This window comes from Colwellia sp. MB02u-14, from assembly GCF_014076915.1.
GTDB lineage: Bacteria > Pseudomonadota > Gammaproteobacteria > Enterobacterales > Alteromonadaceae > Colwellia_A.
On record NZ_JACGUX010000062.1, the window covers coordinates 138464 to 159887 of the forward strand.

Below are 21424 nucleotides of genomic sequence, written 5' to 3' on the forward strand. Positions count from 1 at the left end.
TATTGAAGTTACTTTTATTGGCTCATTTTGCTAAAGGTAATACCCAGTCACTTCGGGGAAAGTGGCAAGTATAACCATTCGGTATTCTTTGTAGATAATCTTGATGTTCTATTTCTGCTTCCCAAAAATCACCTGCAGGTGCTAATTCAGTCACTACAGTCCCAGGCCATAAACCTGATGCATTCACATCGATGATCGTTTGTATCGCCACATAATTTTGCTCAGTTGTACAGTAATAAATCGCTGAACGATATGAAGAGCCTTGATCATTTCCTTGTTGGTGCTTTGTTGTTGGATCATGGATCTGAAAGAACAATTCAAGGATACTGCGGTAATTGACAACATCAGTATTGAATGATATCTCTATGCCTTCTGCATGACTGCCATGATTACGATAAGTTGCGTTGATAACGTCTCCACCGGTATACCCCACTCGGGTTGATGTAACTCCGGGAAGTTTGCGTATAAGATCTTGCATACCCCAGAAGCAACCGCCAGCTAAAATAGCGCGTTCAATTGTCATATTTATACATTCTCCACTTGATTAACGTATTCACCATAACCATTAGTGACCATCTCATCACGATGAATAAAACGAAGTGATGCTGAATTAATACAGTAACGTAACCCACCTTTACTTGTTGGTCCATCGTTAAATACATGCCCTAAGTGACTGTCCCCATGGCCCGAGCGAACTTCAGTTCGATTCATGCCGTGGCTATTATCATTAATTTCTTTAACATTTTTAGTTTCTATCGGTTTGGTAAAACTTGGCCAACCGCAACCAGATTCATATTTATCCGATGAAGCAAATAATGGTTCACCTGAAACAATATCGACATAAATGCCCAGCAGAGTATTATTAAGATGCTCTCCGCTACCCGCTCGCTCTGTGCCACTTTCTTGTGTTACACGATATTGTTCTTTGGTTAGTGCTGAAATTGCATCGGTGGATTTTTGATAGGTTGTCATAACTTTCTGTCCTCGGCGTTTTGTCACCTTTCATTGTGACACTATAGAAATTCACTGTATGGTTTAACGGTACTCATTACCTTATTTTATTTTATGATGCATTATTTTTGCACCGACATAACCAATCAATAATATTGGCAGTATCATATATGAAGTTACATATCGATGATAATTGGCAAAAGGCTTTATAAAGGTGATCATTAACAGCTCAAAATTTTGTTGTAATAATTGTTGAAAAAATTCAAACCTAAAAAACCAGGTAGGCTTATAACACCTGCTATAGGAATATCAAAGTCAGTGCCTATTAAGGCACTGACGGGTAGTGAAAAAACATAAAATACAAAGTATAAAGCATTATTTTTACTGATGAATTTAGCTATACTTTATTGGGTGATAAAGTCTTAGCACCCATTTTAGATAAACAGTAACGTGAAACGAACATAATGAAGCTAAGTATCAATATTAATACTAATAGACCAAAGTTAATATGAACAACGAGTAAGGTCCAATTCGCACCTTCAGTTTGTGTAATATACCAATATCGATAATAAGCCGTTAAATAGGCCACGACAATACTAAAGACAATACTCCAGTGTAATATCCTTACCATAGTATGGTACACCCATATTTAGTTGATAAATATTTATTTAGAGCTACCGTTTAACACTTCTCTATCTTTACCTCCAAGTGCGGTATGACAACCTAGACACATCTCTGAACGGCCTGATAGATCTACGCCTTGATAGTTAATGATTCTACCATCAGCATAATACTCAGCCCAAAACCAATCACCATTAGTTGAGTCATAGCCTTTCTCACGTTGAAACATAATCGTAAGCGCGACATAATTATCGGCTTGATCATCGCTGTAGACTTTATGTGGTGTAAGTTCTTCTTTAACACCATAATTATGCTTAACAATCAATTTTCCTTTTTGCCCTTCTATTTCAACGTTAGTTGAAATAACTTCTTGAATACTGCCATGGGGTCGGTTTCCTACAAAAGGATAACTGCGTGTACGCCCATCACCTACCAGTTTATTTTTAACCATGTATTGCCACATTTTAGCTGCATATGCATTATCCACCGCTGTTCCTGATGATATTTCAGCTTTTTTAGCCATGGTATGGAATGGGAGTAAAAAGAGCATGATTACCATAATTTTTAATCGATTTAAGGTATTAGTTGAAAATTTAAGCATATTTTTCTCCTACAAGCGTTACTGATAAAACTAGAAAAGTGAAAAGGGTTATCATTTGACTTTAATAGATAATCAAAGGAAAAACGGCTTGGTAAGTTATTTTTATTTAATTGGCTTAAGACTGTCGAAGTATCCACCACCCGCTTTCATTTTCATCCCTTTACCCTGACTTAATACTGGGTAATATTGCGTAAAAACAAAATCATCAGCTGCAGCACCTGCATGACATGAATTGCAAGACTTTGAGGGAAATGCTTTTGCTGTTTTTGATAGCGTTTTATGATCTGCACTTGAGAAACTAAAATAAGCCCAGTTACCCGGTTCATCTTTAAAATGTTTTTTACTTTTAATGGTCGCTTCAAGACCGATAAAGTCGCCCATAAAATAGCCATTACCGCTAACAGCAGATTTAGAGCCAACAGAAACTAGCTCTTTAATAATGATAGTACCCTCACGAAATTCACCTTTGTTTTTCCAGTGTTTCCAGCTATTAGGATCAATATAAACGTTATGAAGTTCAGGAAATGCCGCTTTGCCATCATTCATATCATTGGGTGTAACAGGAGTGCCAACGTAGATCCATTCTCGATAGCCCGTAGGACGTTCTAGCTCACCGTTTTTCATTACAAATGCCTCATTTGCATAAGTAAATCCTGAAAAAATGACTTGCACAAACAGGAAGGATGCTGCTACTAATACTTTATTCGCTTTCATAATATACTCTGCTGAATTTCGTGTAACATCACTATAGCAGTCATTACTATTAACCCTTGGTATCTGAAATGCTCAAAAATGTCGCTCATCAACTCAAATGTACAACATCAGAATTTAATGTGCTTGATGATGTTATTAATACACTTCGTTTTCGTGGCAGTATATTCTTTCATTCGAACCTTGCTGCGCCATGGGGAATGTCATTATCATCAATTGTAATGCCAAGATTTCATATTGCATTACAAGGACACTTTTATGTTGGGGCAGGAACTAGCAACATTACCGTAGAGCCAATGGATATCGTCATGATCCCAGGCGGAGATATGCATTGGATAGCAGATGAAATTGAAAGCGAACTGGTGCCTAGTGAACAAGCGGGCGACGCCTGCTCTTTAGGTATGCCACTTTTTCAACAAGGTAAAATCACCAATAAGATTATGTGTGGAATAGTGGAATACGATGAAGCTATTGAACACCCTATTCTCAGCGCCTTACCCTCCATAATTCAACTTTCCAATATTCAATCAAATGATAATATTTGGATGACAGTAAAATTAATTGACGCGGAAATAATCAGAACAAATAATAAGAAAAACAGTATTATCGACCGTTTAACTGAAGTATTATTTATTCAGTTATTGAACAGCTTTATGGAGAAAAATGAGCACCTATCGGGTTTCTTCTCAGCGCTTAAAGAGCCTCGTTTGAATAAAATATTACAGCTTATTCATCAGCACCCTCAAAGGCAATGGACGCTAGATATTATTAGTGATGTTGTCGGTATGTCTCGTGCCACCTTACAGCGTAAATTCAAAGCTGCCATAGGTCTATCGCCAATGGTTTATATAAGCCGTTGGCGTATGGCAAAAGCTTATCAATTATTAAAGCATTCAAATTTATCACTTGAAGGAATTGCTGATGTCATAGGATTTTCTGACGCTCGCACACTTTCACATGCCTTCAAAGACCATTATGGTGATACGCCAAGTCAATTCCGCAAGAAATTAGAGAGACTATTATAATAACTAATACTATCTATCTAAAATCTTATTTCGTATAGTTTACATTCGTATATAACTAGTGAGTACCCTTTGGACGACCAATCTAGTAGCATTATAGAATGTCATGAGTGCGCTTTATCTGTCAATATTTCCCTATTGATGGAACGACAAAAAGCACTTTGTCCACGCTGTGGTTTTTTATTATCTGCAAAACATCATAATGCCCTTGATAGAATACTGGCGTATTCTATCACTGCCCTATTTTTCTTGTTATTATCATTACCTTTTGAATTTTTAGCATTTAAGTCCAATGGAATTGAACGAAAAATTGATATTCTGGCAAGTTTAACTATTTTGAACAACAATAATTATCACGTTTTAGCAGTACTTGAAGTACTGACAATATTTGTAATACCGGCACTGATATTGTTTTCATTGATTTACCTCACCATTGCGCTGCGAAAAGGAATTTACCCTCGAGGTGGTCATTACCTTTTAAAACTCACCTATAAATTATTACCTTGGAGCATGGTAGAGATATTTGTTGTTGGCGTTTTAGTGAGTTTAATTAAAATTATTTCATTGGCTGACATTAGTCTTGGTCCATCATTTTTTGCTTACATTTTATTTTCCTTAGCGATGACAGCTGCTGTGTTGCATATGGATAAACATCAGTTGCAACAACTGTTAAACTATTGTAAATCAAATCAAGCGATACAAAAAAAACAGATAGAACCTACAAAAATCAAAGAAATAACGCCACGAAATCATTTGAGCCTAGTGTTAAAAAAGAGAATAAGTGTTCAAAAAACCTGGGCCTTACTGATAACATCTATCGTATTTTATATTCCCGCTAATATTTTACCCATCATGAATACTCGTTTTTTAGGGCAAGATGAACCGAGTACTATCTTAGGAGGCGTTATTTTATTATGGGAAATGGGATCTTATCCAATTGCTGCTGTTATTTTTGTCGCGAGTGTCGCAGTACCCATGGCCAAAATGTTAGTTTTGGCATGGTTGAATTATAGTGTTCAGCACCAACACAGTCGTTTCTCTAAAGAGCGCGTGAAACTTTATCGGTTAGCTGAGTTTGTCGGTCGATGGTCTATGGTTGATGTTTATGTGGTGATCATTCTGGTGACACTTATTCAACTAGGCAATACTATGAGTATTTATCCAGGTGGAGCAGCATTAGCTTTTTCTGGTGTAGTGATCACGACTATGCTGGCGGCGATGAGTTTTGAACCACAATTCATTTGGCAAACAAAAAACAATTTATATAGTGAAGAGTATAATGACCAATAACGAATATACCGATATATCTAATAAAGAGACTGAAATAAGCCCCGCAAATATTGAACAATTAAAGTCGATATCTATGATTTGGTTTGTACCCTTTGTTGCTTTGTTAATTGGCGCTTGGATGGTTTATTATCAGTGGAGTAATGAAGGTCCAATAATCACCATCGCGTTCGATTCTGCTGAAGGTATGGAGATAGGTAAGACTAAAATAAAAACCTATAATGTCGACATTGGTGAAGTATCTAATATCGTACTTAACGAAAATGCAGATGGCGTTATTGTAACGGCAAGAATGACAAAAAATGCAGAAAAATTACTTAATCAAAACAGTAATTTTTGGCTAGTGTCACCAGAAATTTCACATACCGGAATTTCTGGTTTAAGTACCTTAATATCAGGCGTGTATATTGAATTTTCTCCGTCTTCTATTTATGCAGACGAAGTCGATGAGTTAACATCAGAGTTTATTGCGCTAAAAGATCCACCGGTAACTCCTCCCGGAACACCTGGTTTACATTTAACGTTAAACAGTAACGATCAGTTTGCTTATTCAAAAGGTGACCCAATCATATATAAAGGCTTAACGGTTGGTCAGTTTGAGCACATTCACTTCAACCTTGAAGAACGTGTAGTTTATTACAATGCTTTTATTAAAGCGCCGTATCATCAATTAGTCACTACCAACACTAAGTTTTGGGATGTTAGTGGTTTACGGATGGACTTAACGGCCGATGGTTTATCAATACAAACCGGTAACATAGAAACCATGTTAACTAACGGGGTTACTTTCGATGTGCCCAAAGGCATGGTAAAGGGCGAAGAAATTACCGAGCGATCATACTTTGATATCTATGCCAATTATAAGGCAGCTGACGATGAACGTTATAAATACTCTGTTGAATACATTGTTTTGGTCAGTAATACCATACGCGGTTTGAATGTTGGCGCCCCAGTTGAATATAGAGGAGTATTAATAGGGCATGTTAAATCTATTAACCTATTAGCACAAAGAAATAGCGATAGACCTCAAGTTTTTCAGGACGACATAAAAATACCCATTTTGATAAGTTTACAACCTGGAAGAGTTGGCTTACCCGATAATGAAATGGGTGTAAGCCTTATGAAACAGCAACATCAGTTATGGATTAAAGACGGTTTAAGAGCGAGTTTAAAAACGGGTAGTTTATTGACAGGTAGTTTGTTTATTGATTTTCAGCATTATCCTGATTTGAATAAAGAGGAAAAAAATACACAAAGAACTGATTTTGAAAATAGCCAATATGGTGAATATACGATCATCCCTAGTGTTGATGATGAGTTTTCACAAATTACCGCGAAGGCAAGCCAGTTCATCGATAATCTTAATGCGCTACCATTAGATAAAATTTCTGGTAATACCAACGAACTTATTACTGAATTCACCCAAACAGCAAAGTCATTTCAAAGTGTTAGTGATAATTTATCAGGCGTACTTGATGGTGTGAATCAGCAACAATTGACTCAGGAATTGATAACTACCCTGCAAAGCTACACAAAATTAAGTAAAGATCTCTCTGCTGGTTCTAAAGGGTATGAAGACCTTCGTCAAACATTATCGGCATTAACTAAGGTTATGAATGAATTACAGCCACTTCTTAATCAATTAAAACACCAACCTAACGGCTTAATATTTGAATCAGGTAAAGTTGATGCGATTGAACCTAAAAAATATACACCTAATAAGAAGGCAGGATGAACTCAATGAAAACACCCCCCCCCATTTTTATCAGGCACTTTTTAACACTAGCTTTATCAACCTTAGTTTTTTTTCTAAGTAGTTGTAGCTCAAATTCAGAAATTCCCTTGGAAACAAATTACTACCTACTTAATAGCCAACACTTAGCTAAAAATTCGGTAAATATTAACAAAACAGTAGTGGTAGAAGTGCTAGAACTTCCGGCTTATCTAGACCAACCACAATTAGTCATGCAGCTAAATAGACATCAATTACATTATGCTCGTTTTGATGTGTGGGCAGAGCCGCTGCAAGCTGGTTTTACCAAAGCGTTAATTAATGATTTAAACTTAAATAATAACCGTATTCAATTTGTTACTGACGAATTAAAGTCGAACAAAAAAAGTAATGATAAGTTAATGGTGAGAATTGATTATTTTCATCCCAGCACAGCTTCAAAGGTTGTATTATCTGGTGTATTTTGGACAGAGAATAATGAGGACAAAAACATAATACAGCAGCACTTTTCCTTCGAATTATTATTAAATGAAGATGGCTACACTCATGCAGTTTCCCAAATGCGACGATTGGTGTCGATGATGTCAGCGTCAGTTATATTAAAGAACTATCACATAACGAGAGAGAACTAATAAATTGATGTTAGCTGTATGATCAGAAAATTGACCTTGTTATTCAGGGGGCTTCATGTCTTGAATGTGCACTTAGTTGACACTATTTTTTAGCGACGTATTAGATCTTTCATAATTTTCTCACAACTTTTACGCAAGAATTATCATGATTTGTGAAGATCCACATACATTTACTTATTAATAATTGGTCTAGATATCCCTAAATATGAACTAACGGACTGTTCTAAAATACCAATTAACTCTTCATCCATAGATTGATATTCATCAGGGATATCTAATACTTAAATATCTTTAAATTTAAGTAATCGGTGAACTCAGCTTTAAGCCAACTTTTATGCTTCTCTTCCATCACAAACACAGTCTCAGCCGATAGAATATCTTTTACATTTACCGCTTTTTTTGTGCTTGAGCTAGTACCTGCTGATCTCACATTGAGCTCAGCATGATTTTTAAATATTTTTCTCAGGTAGGGCTACGCCACTTATTTTTATTACAGATGAATAAGATATTTCTCAATTAATTTGCATTACATGTAGGCTGTTTTTAATGATCCGTTGGTCCAATACGAGTTTGCATTACCGTTGAAATTACTTTTTACATTCTGATTTAAGCAATCTATTTTCATTCTCTTTAGTTGGCAACATGCATGCATTGAGTATAAAGACTTTGAACTACTTAAAAATGGATTTAATCCAAAACAGGTTAACTAATTGCGAAAGTCAGAAACTAAAAGACAGCATTAATACTGATCTTGCAGGAGTATTAGAGTACTTAGTTTTTATTTAGCAACCCCAAAGATCTTGTATCACTTTTAGTTCTTTATCCCCAAGGGAACGCATTACTTTAAATAAATTAAAATCAAATTCTCCTCGTCCTCCAGTCCATACCTCGAAAGTGAGCCTTAACATCCTTGACTCCCCAGATGAGCATACAGATAAATAGCCGGTTTGATTGTTATGAAGAACTTCCTAATGATTGAGAGTGGACTGTAAAGAAGATTGGATAACAGCCTACCATTACTGCTTTATATTACTTTTTTGTAGAAAACATCTTATTAAGGCTCAATTGCCTTAGTGATATTTCCAGTTGTGCGCAGTATACTATTCTCTTTTTAAACCCTACTCTCTAGATTAGCCTGCGCAAATTAATGAAGGCTTAAAGTTGGCTTTAAATTTTGGACTTATCCGCTATGTTGCTATTATGGCGGTTTTACGTTCCCTATAAGGCAGCATTACTGCGTGGAAGTTTTTCAACTTAGAGATTATCAACAAGAAGCCGTTTCTGCGGTGCTCAAACACTTTCGAAAAACCAATGAGTCTGCGGTGATTGTTTTACCTACAGGCTCAGGTAAAAGTCTGGTAATTGCCGAACTCGCTCGCTTGGCAAAGCGAAAAATACTGGTGCTCACCCATGTGAAAGAATTGGTCGAGCAAAATCATCAAAAATATGAAAGCTATGGTGTTACCGCCGGTATTTATTCTGCTGGATTAAAACTGAAAGAAACGCAGCACCAAGTCACGTTCGCCAGCATACAATCGGCAGCCCGTAATCTAGATGACTTCTATGAGCCCTACTCTTTAATTATTATTGACGAATGTCACAGAGTTAACTTAGCCAGCGCTGATATGTCTAATGAACAGTCTAATGATAAAGCTAAAGACGAAGCTAAAAGTAACCAGTATCAACAGATCATTGAGAAATTGATGCAAGTTAACCCCAAGGTAAAATTATTGGGTTTAACCGCAACCCCCTATCGTTTGGGCATGGGCTGGATTTATAAAAAGCATTACCGTGGTTTTATGCGAAGTGAAGAAAAACGGCCTTTTGAACACTGTATTTATGAGCTACCGCTAAGTTACTTAATTAAACGCCAGTACTTAACCCAGCCCAATTTAGTAGATGCCACCATAGAACACTATGATTTTAGTAACCTGCGAGCAAACGCCTCTGGCGACTATAGTCCTACGGATATTAATCACCTACTAAACAAAAATCCCCGAGTGACTCAAGGCATTATGGAACAGGTCATTGAGTTAAGCCATAAACGTCAAGGTATTATGGTATTTGCCGCTACAGTTGAACATGCTAAGGAAGTCTTTAGTTATTTACCCACCCAATTGAGTGCGTTAATTACCGGGGCTACCGACAACACTGAGCGCGATAAGTTAATTAAGGCATTCAAACGTAAAGAAATTAAATATTTGGTTAATGTTTCAGTATTAACCACTGGTTTTGATGCTCCCCATGTCGATATGATTGCAATATTACGTCCAACACAATCGGTTAGTCTCTATCAGCAAATCATCGGTCGTGGTCTGCGTTTGAGTGATAACAAAAAAGATTGCTTGGTGATTGACTATACGGGCAATGATTATGACCTCTATCATCCCGAAGTCGGTGAGAAAAAGCCGAATGGTAAAAGTCAGCCCGTTCAAGTTGTTTGCCCAAGTTGTGAATTTCCCAATATATTTTGGGGCATTTGTGATGATGATGGTTATTTAGTGGAACACTACGGGCGACGATGCAAAGCCCTCATCGATGATCCAAATGAAGAGCAAACTACCGAGAGTCAATGTGACTATCGTTTTGTCTTTAAAGAATGCCCTCACTGCGGTGGTGAAAATGACATAGCTGCTCGTAACTGTTTACAGTGCCTTGAGATCTTAGTCGACCCCGATGATATGTTAAAAAAGGCACTGCAACTTAAAGATTCAAAAATTATTCGCTGCGCAGGTCTTAATTTAACAAAAGTTAGTGATAAGGGCGCTGATAAGTTAAAAATCACTTACCATGATGAGGAAGGCGCTGAACTCAATGAATCTTTTGACTTCGCTAAGCCAAATCAACTTAAAGCGTTCAATGATATCTTTTCTAAACGCCTTAGCGCTAAAATCAGTGTTCAACTGGGCTCTACTGGGTCGTATGAAGTGACTAACCTTGAACAAGCATTAAAGTTAGCTAACATATTGCCGTGTCCTGATTTTGTCATTGCAAGAAAACAGAAATTCTACTGGCGCATTAAAAATAGACTTTTTGACTATCAAGGTAAATACCGAAAAGCCAATGAGCTTAAATAAACTCATTAACTCGGGCTCATTTTCATAAAGAAGTTTAAACCCTATTGGAGTGGTACATCACTACTACCAGTAGATGGTACAACATGGTAAAGCCTATGAATAACCATTATAATCAACACTTTATTATACTAGCTGTTCACTGAGTTAGTCAAAAACACCTTTTTTAGATATTCAGAAAGTAAGAGTCAGCTAATCTCTCGATTTACTGATTCTTTAATGTGGCGGTGAGAGTGAGTTTGAACTCTACTCGAAGGTTTAGTGCTATAAACCCTTGTTTATCGTTAACGTGAATGTTTTCAGTTCAAAATGCAAAAACCCGCTAATCTTTCGATTAACGGGTTTTCTATGTTTGGCGGTGAGATAGAGATTTGAACTCTAGAAGGGCTATAAACCCTTGCTGGTTTTCAAGACCAGTGCTTTCGACCACTCAGCCATCTCACCTGAATGTCTTAAAACAATTGCTTGCTTGAAGACGAGGCGAATATTAAAGTGTCGAAAAACACTTGTAAAGCATTTATTTTCAAAAGCTGACCGTTTGCTAAAAAAAACAACACATTGCTAGCTATTTAAACAACATTTAAGGTTGTATATGAATAATGAAAACTCTGCCCTGAAAATTTGTCGCTGTTCTTGGCTTAATATCTCAAAACCTGATTATGTAAAATATCATGATGAAGAATGGGGGGTTCCTCTTTATGATGATCAAAAACTCTTTGAGTATCTATGTTTGGAGTCTGCTCAAGCGGGTTTAAGTTGGTATACCATATTAAAACGTCGTGATGGATATCGGGCAGCATTTGATAATTTTGATATAAATATTGTGGCTACTTATGATCAGAATAAAGTTGAAGTACTTTTACAAGACGTTAGTATCATTCGGCATCGAGCCAAAATTAACGCTGCCATTAATAACGCACAATGCTTTATTGATATTCAAAAGGAGTTTGGTAGTTTTAGCGCCTATATGTGGCAATTCGTTAATAACAAAACCATTGTAAATTCATGGAATAGCGGTGACAACAGCCCTGCTACATCTCCAGAATCAGATGCTTGGTGTAAAGATTTAAAACAGCGTGGTTTTAAATTTGTAGGTCCTACCATTTGCTATGCACATATGCAGGCATGCGGTATGGTTAATGACCACAATATTGACTGTTACAAACGCTCACAAATTATTAATGAATATCAACAGATTTAAGCAACTAAATAATAGTAATTTAAAAAACACCATGCCATAATATGTCAAGATGTCGAAGTAAATTTTAAGAATACTCTTGAATTCTACTTATACGGCCTTATCTAAAAAGTATAACCAAAGTTATCAGAGGAAGTTTTATGCAATCAAATATTAGTTTACAGGGTAGCAAAAGTTCAGCTATCGAAATTAACAAGGTACTTAAAAACACTTACATGTTGTTGTCAATGACTCTAGCATTTAGTGCCGTTACTGCCGCTATTTCTATGGCAATGAACCTACCACGTGGTGCAGCGCTTATAATGACCTTAGTTGCTTTTGGTTTGATGTTTGTCGTAAACAAAAAAGCTGATTCAGCGAGTGGTATTTTTTGGATATTTGCTTTCACCGGATTAATGGGCGCCTCTTTAGGACCAATGCTTAGCCACTATGCTTCAATGCCAGGCGGCCCATCAATGATAATGCAAGCACTAGGTGGAACAGCATTAATATTTTTCGCCTTATCAGGTTACGCATTAACCAGTAAAAAAGACTTCTCGTTTATGGGTGGTTTTTTAATGGTTGGTTTAATCGTTGCAGTTATTGCCATGATAGCGAATATGTTTTTCCAAATACCTGCGCTTTCGTTAGCAATTAGTTCTGCAGTTATTATGATCATGTCAGGTTTAATTTTATTTGATACCAGCCGTATTATCCGCGGTGGTGAAACCAATTACATTCGTGCAACGATTTCACTTTATTTAAGTGTTTACAACATTTTCGTTCACTTGCTAAGCATGTTAGGTATTTTGGGCAGCGACGATTAATGTCTCAAGGTCATAGAATATAAGCTGATTATTGCTTATAATATTAAACCTCGCTGGTCTTATGATCACCGAGGTTTTTTTATAGTTATTTGTTTTTGAACATCTAGGACATCTTGTGAAAAGTATCGCTTTTGTTATCACCACTCCTCCCAACAGTAATTTAACCGCTACCGCTATTAATATGGTTACCGCTGCCTTAAAAAGTGGTATTGAAGTTGTTGGAGTATTTTTTTATCAAGACGGTGTTTTAAATGGTAGCCTACACCTTGCCCTACCTAATGACGAATACCAAGCACATCAGCAATGGCAACAGCTTCACAACGACCATAACCTTGCTTTACATTTATGTGCTACGGCAGCAGATAAACGTGGGTTAATTGACGATATTAGTGATAACCAAGCGACTCATATTCATCAAGCATTTACCTTGTCAGGCTTAGGTGAGTTAGTAGAATTGAATGTAAACGCTGATCGTTTAATTCAACTGTAAGGAATTTATGATGACCCAACCTGAAAAATCCGTTGCTATAATTAATGCCAGTGCACCATTGTCAAAAGCCAATGCTAAAGATGCTCTCGATATTGCACTTATTTTTGGCTCTTATGAACAAGCCGTTAGTTTGTATTTTCTTGGTGAAGGCGTTTATCAATTAGTCGCGGGGCAACAGCCTGAGAAGGTTGAACAAAAAGACTTCTTAAAAACGTTTGCGGCTTTAGAATTTTACGACATTGAAAATATTTATGTCTGTCATCATTCAATGATTGAACGTGGTTTAACGAACCATTTTTCTATTGAAAATGTACAAGTACTCAACCGTGATGATTTTTCAACATCATTACATCAACATCAAACAATATTAAGGTTTTAACCGACAATGAGTATGCTTCATTTAGTGCGCACTTCCGCTTTTCAAGCGAATGATTTCCAGCAATGCCTTAACGTAATACAAACAAGTGACACCCTCGTTTTACTCGATGATGGTTGCTACAATATTAGTCATGATTTATGGCAAAAAGCTTTAAATAAAGTCACCCTATCAGCACTTTATATTGTTGAGGCACATGCTCAAGCAAGAGCAATAGCTATTGATAAAAACATAATTAATACGTTATCACTAGAAGCTTTAATGACCCTTATTTGTGAAACAGAAAAATCGGTAACTTGGCAATGAGCTTACGCTTTAATGCACAAGAAATAGCTACCGACAAACAAGGCTATTTAATTAATTTTAAAGAATGGCACAGTGATTTAGCGCAGTTAATTGCAGATAAAGACGAACTGTTATTAACGGAACAGCATTGGGAAGTTATACGCTTCGTTAGGGCGTTTTATCTAACCTACAACACATCTCCTGCGATCAGAGCATTGACGAAGGCGATGAAAGCTGAGTTTGGTGAAGAAAAAGCCAGTAGTCGGTATTTATATCGATTATTCAAGGAAGGTCCAGCAAAACAAGCAACAAAGTATGCTGGCTTACCCAAGCCAGCACGATGTATTTAAGCTCTATATTTAAATATTAAACCTTAATATTAACATTATGCCCACTAACACCAACCGCAGGTAAAGCGGCTGAATTGCCCCCTCCAGCGGAAGTAAGAAGTGTTAACGCCATTTTCCCCTCAAGCTCTTGCTGCCCCTGTGCTAGCTTAGCCGTTAACAACGCGTGCCCAGTGGTTATATTGGCCTGAAAACTTTCAGTATTATTTATTGATATAGACATAAAGCCGCTCACATTTTGGCTATTCAATATAGCAAGTTAAAAAAATTACAATGTTTATTAAAAACTGTATCGACAATATTTATTAAAACTTTAGTTCATGAAAATATTTAGTCAAAAGCTGATAATAACGCTTCCACAGGATGGCGAGTCTGCATGTTACCTAAACGCTTTGTTTGGCTTCTACAAGAGTAGCCGGTAACTAAGACTTGTTTAGCCTCTAATGTAGCTAATTTATTTTGCCAACTCATTTCAAAAAGCATTTTTGAATTTTCAAAGTTTACTTGCTCGTGACCATAAGTACCGGCCATACCACAACAACCAACAGAAACATTTTCAAGTGGTAAACCAAATAACTTGAATATCTCACGCCATTGCCCTTCACTACCTGCTAATGCCGTTTTCTCAGTACAATGCGCAAATAATTTATAAGGAACAGCCTGCTTTTCATAAGTTAATAATGAAAGCGCGGTTTTAGTATTTTGATGTGCCATAACTGTTAATAACCATTCATGGGCTAACAACACATGAAAGTCACCTCGTTTATCGCCAAGCGTTTGTTTGTATTCATCGCGATAACAAAGTGTTAATGAAGCATCTAAACCTACCATAGGAATATTTAATTGATGTAGTTCATTTAAAAACTCAGCGGTATTTTTAGCTGTTTTTGCAAACTTGGCTAGAAATCCTTTTACATGCTGTGGCTTACCATTAGGTTTAAAGGGTAATAATACCGGTGTAAAACCTAATTTTTCGATTAACGCCATCATAGCTTCAACCACATTTGCGTCATAGAAAGAAGTAAAAGGGTCTTGCACGATCAATACATGACTCGCTTGCTGCTCGGCGTTTAGGTTTTTTAAATAAGCGAGATCAAAAATTTTATAATTTTTGTCGCTCACTTGCTTTGCCAAGGTGGGCACAGACAATATGGGGGTATCAATATACCCAATAGTTGCACGTGAAAATTTGTCGTACCATTGGTGAGATAACACTGAATTAATTAATTTAGGTGCTTTCGCCATCAATGGCGTCAACGTTTCTACATTAGCGACAAGATGATCTTTTAACGGACGAAAGTATCTTGAATGATATAGGTTGACAAAACGGGCTCTAAAGTCTGGTACATCAACTTTTACAGGACATTGGCTTGCACACGCTTTACAGGCTAAACAACCTTGCATGGCTTCCATCACCTCATGAGAAAAATCTTCTTGTTGATTAGACGAAAAACGATTCTTTATTTTATCGAGTAAACGTTTTACTGACCAATGCTGAATATTTTCTTCTAAAGCCAATATGTCTACACCCTTCGCTTCTAAAAGGCGTAACCACTCACGCATCAAACCTGCTCTACCTTTTGGAGAATGTCTTCTGTCACGAGTTACTTTACTTGACGGGCACATTGGGCTATCTACATCATAATTAAAACATAAACCGTTGCCGTTACAGTCAAGTGCTGAGCTAAATGAATCTTTAACCGTTATAGGAATTTGGCGGTCATAAAACCCTCGCTTGGTATCGTCAACTGAAACGAGCTTTTCATTCGACTCAAGCGGCGTACAAATTTTGCCAGGATTCATTTTATTAAGTGGATCGAATACTGATTTTATTTTTCTTAATTCGTTAAATAAATGTTCACCAAAAAACTGTGGGCTATATTCACTGCGGTAACCTTTACCGTGCTCACCCCACATTAAGCCGCCATACTTGGCGGTTAAAGCAACCACTTTATCGGAAATTTCACGCAATAATTTTTCTTGATCTGGATCGCACATATCAAGCGCCGGGCGGACATGTAAAACGCCAGCATCGACATGACCAAACATACCATAATGTAAATCGTAACTATCGAGTAACGCTCGAAATTCAACAATATAATCGGCTAAATTTTCAGGGGGAACGGCAGTATCTTCAGCAAAAGCTAACGGTTTTTGACTACCAGGCGTATTACCTAATAAACCCACTGCTTTTTTACGCATGCCATAAAGTTTATTGATACTGCTTAAGTCAGTAGTCACTTGGTAACCAATAACGCCCGTATTGTTGCTTATGTCTTGCGTTAAACGTGCGGTTAACTCCGCCACTTGCTCTGCTAGAGCTTCGATACTTGTTCCGTTGTATTCAACGATATTAATACCGTCCATCACTTTATTTTCTACGTCGGTAATTAGGTCACTCACAGAATGCCAAACAATGTCTTGCTTCGCTAAGTTTAAAACCTTTGAGTCAATAGTTTCAACAGATGTCGCTTTAGCTTCAACTAATGCTGGAGAATGACGAAGTGCCGAGTCAAAACTATCATATTTAATAACGATCAGTGTTTTAGCTTTTAATATTGGTGTTAAATTAAGCTTTGCTTCACAAACAAACGCTAATGAGCCTTCTGAACCGGTGATCAAACGAGAAACATCGAGTTGGCTTAAGTCATCATTAAAAACGTTCTCTAAATCATAACCCGTTAAAAATCGATTTAAACGAGGAAATTTTTCTAAAATTAAGTCGCGATTATCACGGCAAGAGTTAAGTACTTGTTTGATAATATTGCCGTAACTGCTATTTTCTTTGGCAAGTTCCTCTGCTAGCTCAATTGCCATTGGTGATGTTGAAAGCATCTCGCCATTCGCTAAAACTGACTCTAACGCCAACACATGGTTTGAAGTTTTTCCGTAGACCAAAGAGCCTTGCCCTGAAGCATCTGTATTGATCATCCCACCAATGGTTGCACGGCTACTGGTTGATAAATCAGGAGAAAAGAAAAAGCCATGAGGGCGTAAATAATCATTTAATTGATCTTTAATAACACCAGCTTCAACACGTATCCAGTTTTCTTCAGTGTTAATCTCTAAAATACGGTTCATATATTTTGATAAATCAACGACAATACCTGGCGTTAAACTTTGACCATTTGTACCAGTACCACCGCCACGTGCACTAAATTTTATGCTTTGATATTGTTCAGTCGAAGACAATTGACTGATCAATTGTATGTCTTTTTTGCTTCTAGGATGCAAAACCAATTGCGGTAATTGTTGATAAATACTGTTGTCTGTAGCAACCGCTAAACGGGCACTATATTGACAATTTATTTCACCTGTATATTGACTATTAGCAAGCTCCTGAGAAAACTTTTGATACAGTGGAGCGATAAGTTCTAGGTGTTCTAATGAAGGTAAGCTTTGAGACATAAGCGAAAAACATACTGACAATTAATAATGTTTTCAGTATATCACGTCAGTTTTGATTTATGACCAAATTTTGCTTAAGACAGCAAAAAGGCTAAGAACTTTTTAACTAAAATTATCGTTAAAAGATCCTAGCCTTTATTAATGATACTGCCAGCAAGACTAAAGCCTTACCCTAAAATACAGTTTATAAAATTATGCTTTGTGGTTTTCAGCAATATACAACCAAGTTGCTAGTACGGTATCTGGATTAAGTGAGACACTGTCAATACCTTCATTAACCAACCAAGCGGCGAAATCAGGATGATCTGAAGGGCCTTGGCCACAAATACCAACATATTTCCCACGCGCTTTACACGCTTTTATTGCCATTGATAGTAAGGCTTTAATAGCAGGGTTACGTTCGTCAAATAAATGAGCGATTAAGCCAGAATCACGATCTAAACCTAACGTTAATTGCGTTAAATCGTTTGAACCAATAGAGAAACCATCGAAGTGATCAAGAAATTGATCGGCTAACAAACAGTTAGAAGGTAATTCACACATCATAATAACGCGTAAACCATTCTCACCACGTATCAAACCATTTTCAGCCAGAATTTCAATAACTTGCTCAGCTTCTTCTACGGTACGAACAAATGGGATCATCACTTCTACGTTCGTCAAGTCCATATCGTTACGAACACGTTTTATTGCTTCACATTCAAGCGCAAAACATTCACGAAAGTCTTTCGAAATATAACGTGCCGCGCCACGATAGCCTATCATCGGGTTCTCTTCTTCTGGCTCAAACACGTCACCGCCAACCAAGTTAGCGTATTCGTTAGATTTGAAATCAGACATTCTAACAATTACTTTCTCTGGCGAATAAGCAGAAGCTAAGGTGGCAATACCTTCGGTTAATTTAGCAATATAAAATTCAACTGGACTAGCGTAACCAACAATAATATCGTTAATTTCATCTTTTAAATCATCAGATTGTTCATCAAAATTTAATAACGCTTTCGGATGAATGCCTATCATCTTATTAATGATAAATTCTAAGCGGGCTAAACCAATACCTGCATGGGGTAATCGTGCAAAACCAAAAGCTCGGTCGGGATTACCCACATTCATCATTATTTTTAATGGAACTTCGGGCATTGAGTCAACTTGAGACGTTGTTACGGTAAAATCAAGCTTGCCTTGATAAATAAATCCGGTATCTCCTTCAGCACAAGAAACCGTTATATCATCACCATTAGCAATACGTTTTGTCGCATCACCACAACCAACAACCGCAGGAATCCCCATTTCACGCGCAATAATAGCCGCATGACATGTTCTCCCACCACGATTAGTCACAATCGCCGAAGCGCGCTTCATGATAGGTTCCCAATCAGGGTCGGTCATATCAGTAACTAATACATCACCGGGCTTAATTTTGTCCATTTCAGCTAGAGAAGCTAAAACTTTTGCTTGGCCACTACCAATTTTGTGACCAATTGAACGACCTTCACAAATAACATCAGCTGTTGCTTGTAATTGAAACTGTTCCATTACGTTAGCACTTTCACGGCTGCGCACGGTTTCAGGACGTGCTTGCACAATATAAAGCTTTCCGTCTAAACCGTCTTTTGCCCATTCAATATCCATTGGACGTTGATAATGCTGTTCAATAATAACGGCCTGTTTAGCAAGTTCTTGTACTTCATCATCAGTTAATGAAAACTGGTTAGATAAGGCTTCTTCAATATCTACAACTTCAACTTGATTTCCATGACTTTCATCCGCTGTGTAAATCATTTTTATGGCTTTACTGCCAATATTACGACGTACAACTGCAGGTTTACCTTTGGCAAGTGTCGGCTTATGAACGTAAAATTCATCAGGATTTACCGCACCCTGCACTACCATCTCACCTAAACCGTAACTTGAAGTAATAAAGACTATATCTTCAAACCCTGACTCGGTATCAATAGAAAACATCACGCCACTTGAAGCAATGTCACTACGAACCATACGTTGAATACCCGCAGATAAAGCAACACCACGGTGATCGTAACCTTGGTGAACACGGTAAGAAATAGCACGGTCGTTAAATAATGAAGCGTAAACATGCTTTATAGCAATCATCACTGCATCGAAACCACGTACGTTTAAGAAGGTTTCTTGTTGGCCAGCAAAAGAAGCATCGGGCATATCTTCTGCTGTTGCCGATGAACGCACGGCAAAAGAAGCATCATCAGCAAAACCGTCAGCTAACTTTTCGTAAGCCTGAGCAATATCTAACTGCATTTGCGGGAGAAAGGGCGTTTCTATAATCCAGTTACGGATCGTTTCACCTGATTTTGATAAGGCTGCTAAATCATCGACATCTAAATTATCAAGAAGCTGATATATTTTATCATTGATGCCACTTTGTTCTAAAAATTCATTAAATGCGAAAGAAGTTGTGGCAAAACCACCCGGGACTTGTACGCCTACGTTTGAAAGGTTTGAGATCATTTCACCGAGTGATGCATTTTTTCCGCCAACGCGGTCAACATCATTCATTCCTAAAACTTCATACCAAAGTACATTTTCTTGCACGACATCTTCTCCAAAAAAAAGAAACAAAAATAAATAGATTTATATGTAATACCCAAGCTACTTGAAGATGCAATTTCAGAGCTAAGCTAGGAAATCAGATTAAGACGCGATACGCAGAGAATGGTCATTCCCTTTTCAATTATCGCAACGCAGAACTGATTTTCTAGCTTATCTCCCTACGGGCAAGCCGAGAAAGGGTCATCTCCTAAGTTATTAATTTCGATAATAGAATAACTATTGTCTTCAATCAATTCCTTGGTGCTAACCCTTTCTCGACTTGCTGAAACTTGTATTTTCAAGTAGTTTGGGTATTTATCAGTATATTTATAGCTTAAGACATTTTACACTGCGAGCTTTATAAACTGAAATGTTATTTGAAACATTTTATAATAAGTTACAGTTATTGATAATAAAGAGGTTTTAAATGCGCGCTGCTTTTTATATTTCTGATGGTACAGCAATTACCTCAGAAGTTTTTGGCCATGCTTTGCTTTCACTTTTCCCCATGGAATTTGATCACGATACTATTTCATTTGTTGAAACCATTGAAAAAGCCAAAGCGGCGAAAATAAAAATTAATAAAGCCGCTAAACGAACGGGTATGCCTCCTTTAGTTTTTCATACTTTTGTTAATAACGACATCAGAGAGATTATTGATAGTTGCGACGGTGTTATTTATAATTTTTTAGAGCACTTCGTCGCTCCACTTGAAAAAGAGCTAAAGCTAGAAGCTAAGCCAACCGCACATAGAACACACAGTATCCATGAGGATAGCTACGATTATCGTATCGATGCGGTTAATTATTCTTTAGCAAATGATGACGGTTCAAATGTAACCAACTATGAGCACGCTGATGTTATTCTTGTCGGAGTCTCTCGCTCAGGTAAGACTCCTACTTCATTATATTTAGCACTTCAGTATGGCATTAAAGCGGCCAATTACCCTTTTACTGACGATGATATGGATGATCTAACGCTACCTGATTTCTTAAAACCCCACAAAAAGAAACTGTTTGGCTTAACCATTGATGCACAACGCTTAATTGATATTCGTGGGGAAAGGTTAGCCAATAGCAAGTACTCATCAGCCAGACAATGTCGAATGGAAGTAAGAGAAGTTGAAAAACTTTATAAGAAAGAAAAAATCCCCTTCCTTAATAGCACTAAGTTTTCGGTCGAAGAAATATCTGCAAAAATTCTCAATGAGACTGGCTTGCAACGCTATAAATATTAACTTAGTTCAAATTAATCTTTTAAAAGGCAGAAACCATTTCACATAAGCCGTTAATTTGGTTATGTTAGCGCGATAAATTAT

Annotated in this window: 20 protein-coding genes and 1 tRNA gene; 12 read left to right on the forward strand and 9 right to left on the reverse strand. The window is 37.2% G+C overall.

Annotated features, from left to right (window positions below; translation table 11 throughout):
• Positions 1-22: 22 nt before the first annotated feature.
• The 5 genes from msrA to H4J52_RS05465 all read right to left on the reverse strand — a co-directional run bounded on the left by msrA (position 23) and on the right by H4J52_RS05465 (position 2887).
• A complete protein-coding gene (msrA, locus tag H4J52_RS05450; protein WP_182181077.1) occupies positions 23-523 on the reverse strand; it encodes a peptide-methionine (S)-S-oxide reductase MsrA in 501 nt (166 codons plus the stop codon).
• Between the two features lie 2 nt (positions 524-525).
• Positions 526-972, reverse strand: a complete 447-nt coding sequence (msrB, locus tag H4J52_RS05455) for a peptide-methionine (R)-S-oxide reductase MsrB (protein WP_182181078.1) — start codon at positions 970-972, stop codon at positions 526-528.
• A 376-nt stretch (positions 973-1348) separates the two neighbouring features.
• Positions 1349-1582: a hypothetical protein gene (locus H4J52_RS20405; protein ID WP_182181079.1), complete on the reverse strand. Its 234-nt coding sequence runs from the start codon at positions 1580-1582 to the stop codon at positions 1349-1351.
• 33 nt (positions 1583-1615) lie between these two features.
• Positions 1616-2173 carry a hypothetical protein gene (locus H4J52_RS05460; RefSeq protein WP_182224341.1) on the reverse strand — a complete coding sequence of 186 codons (558 nt, stop codon included), beginning with the start codon at positions 2171-2173 and terminating at the stop codon, positions 1616-1618.
• Positions 2174-2275: 102 nt separating this feature from the next.
• Positions 2276-2887, reverse strand: a complete 612-nt coding sequence (locus tag H4J52_RS05465; RefSeq protein WP_182224342.1) for a cytochrome P460 family protein — start codon at positions 2885-2887, stop codon at positions 2276-2278.
• Positions 2888-2955: 68 nt separating this feature from the next.
• On the opposite strand from H4J52_RS05465, the gene H4J52_RS05470 reads away from it, so the two are divergent.
• The 5 genes from H4J52_RS05470 to H4J52_RS05490 all read left to right on the forward strand — a co-directional run bounded on the left by H4J52_RS05470 (position 2956) and on the right by H4J52_RS05490 (position 10634).
• Positions 2956-3909, forward strand: a complete 954-nt coding sequence (locus H4J52_RS05470) for an AraC family transcriptional regulator (protein WP_182224343.1) — start codon at positions 2956-2958, stop codon at positions 3907-3909.
• A gap of 69 nt (positions 3910-3978) precedes the next feature.
• Complete coding sequence (locus tag H4J52_RS05475; RefSeq protein WP_182224344.1) at positions 3979-5196, forward strand: paraquat-inducible protein A; 1218 nt, start codon at positions 3979-3981, stop codon at positions 5194-5196.
• A complete protein-coding gene (gene pqiB, locus H4J52_RS05480; RefSeq protein ID WP_182181084.1) occupies positions 5186-6928 on the forward strand; it encodes an intermembrane transport protein PqiB in 1743 nt (580 codons plus the stop codon). The genes H4J52_RS05475 and pqiB overlap by 11 nt, the downstream gene beginning before the upstream one ends.
• Before the next feature lie 5 nt (positions 6929-6933).
• Positions 6934-7557 (forward strand): membrane integrity-associated transporter subunit PqiC, encoded by a 624-nt coding sequence (locus H4J52_RS05485; protein ID WP_182224345.1) that lies wholly within the window; start codon positions 6934-6936, stop codon positions 7555-7557.
• 1238 nt (positions 7558-8795) lie between these two features.
• On the forward strand, positions 8796-10634 hold the full coding sequence (locus tag H4J52_RS05490; protein WP_182181086.1) for a DEAD/DEAH box helicase: 1839 nt from the start codon (positions 8796-8798) through the stop codon (positions 10632-10634).
• A 350-nt stretch (positions 10635-10984) separates the two neighbouring features.
• On the opposite strand, the gene H4J52_RS05495 is transcribed toward H4J52_RS05490, so the two are convergent.
• A tRNA-Ser gene (locus tag H4J52_RS05495) sits at positions 10985-11075 on the reverse strand.
• A gap of 148 nt (positions 11076-11223) precedes the next feature.
• On the opposite strand from H4J52_RS05495, the gene H4J52_RS05500 reads away from it, so the two are divergent.
• From H4J52_RS05500 to H4J52_RS05525, 6 genes are all read left to right on the forward strand, one after another.
• Positions 11224-11832: a DNA-3-methyladenine glycosylase I gene (locus H4J52_RS05500; RefSeq protein ID WP_182181087.1), complete on the forward strand. Its 609-nt coding sequence runs from the start codon at positions 11224-11226 to the stop codon at positions 11830-11832.
• 137 nt (positions 11833-11969) lie between these two features.
• Positions 11970-12635 carry a Bax inhibitor-1/YccA family protein gene (locus tag H4J52_RS05505; RefSeq protein WP_182224346.1) on the forward strand — a complete coding sequence of 222 codons (666 nt, stop codon included), beginning with the start codon at positions 11970-11972 and terminating at the stop codon, positions 12633-12635.
• Positions 12636-12750: 115 nt separating this feature from the next.
• On the forward strand, positions 12751-13125 hold the full coding sequence (tusD, locus tag H4J52_RS05510; protein ID WP_182181089.1) for a sulfurtransferase complex subunit TusD: 375 nt from the start codon (positions 12751-12753) through the stop codon (positions 13123-13125).
• Positions 13126-13135: 10 nt separating this feature from the next.
• Complete coding sequence (tusC, locus tag H4J52_RS05515; RefSeq protein ID WP_259367820.1) at positions 13136-13504, forward strand: sulfurtransferase complex subunit TusC; 369 nt, start codon at positions 13136-13138, stop codon at positions 13502-13504.
• A 6-nt stretch (positions 13505-13510) separates the two neighbouring features.
• Entirely contained in the window at positions 13511-13807 is a 297-nt protein-coding gene (gene tusB / locus H4J52_RS05520; RefSeq protein ID WP_182181091.1) for a sulfurtransferase complex subunit TusB, read from the forward strand.
• Positions 13804-14136 carry a TusE/DsrC/DsvC family sulfur relay protein gene (locus H4J52_RS05525; protein WP_182181092.1) on the forward strand — a complete coding sequence of 111 codons (333 nt, stop codon included), beginning with the start codon at positions 13804-13806 and terminating at the stop codon, positions 14134-14136. The genes tusB and H4J52_RS05525 overlap by 4 nt, the downstream gene beginning before the upstream one ends.
• A gap of 16 nt (positions 14137-14152) precedes the next feature.
• Here the strand turns inward: H4J52_RS05525 and H4J52_RS05530 are convergent, their stop codons facing one another.
• The 3 genes from H4J52_RS05530 to ppsA all read right to left on the reverse strand — a co-directional run bounded on the left by H4J52_RS05530 (position 14153) and on the right by ppsA (position 20109).
• Positions 14153-14356, reverse strand: coding sequence for a cytoplasmic protein (locus H4J52_RS05530; RefSeq protein ID WP_182181093.1), 204 nt, complete (start codon positions 14354-14356; stop codon positions 14153-14155).
• A gap of 107 nt (positions 14357-14463) precedes the next feature.
• Positions 14464-17541 (reverse strand): FAD-binding and (Fe-S)-binding domain-containing protein, encoded by a 3078-nt coding sequence (locus H4J52_RS05535; protein WP_182181094.1) that lies wholly within the window; start codon positions 17539-17541, stop codon positions 14464-14466.
• A gap of 192 nt (positions 17542-17733) precedes the next feature.
• Entirely contained in the window at positions 17734-20109 is a 2376-nt protein-coding gene (gene ppsA / locus H4J52_RS05540) for a phosphoenolpyruvate synthase (RefSeq protein WP_182181095.1), read from the reverse strand.
• Positions 20110-20533: 424 nt separating this feature from the next.
• Between ppsA and H4J52_RS05545 the strand changes: the two genes are divergently transcribed.
• Positions 20534-21343, forward strand: a complete 810-nt coding sequence (locus H4J52_RS05545; protein ID WP_182181096.1) for a pyruvate, water dikinase regulatory protein — start codon at positions 20534-20536, stop codon at positions 21341-21343.
• The last annotated feature ends 81 nt before the right edge of the window (positions 21344-21424 follow it).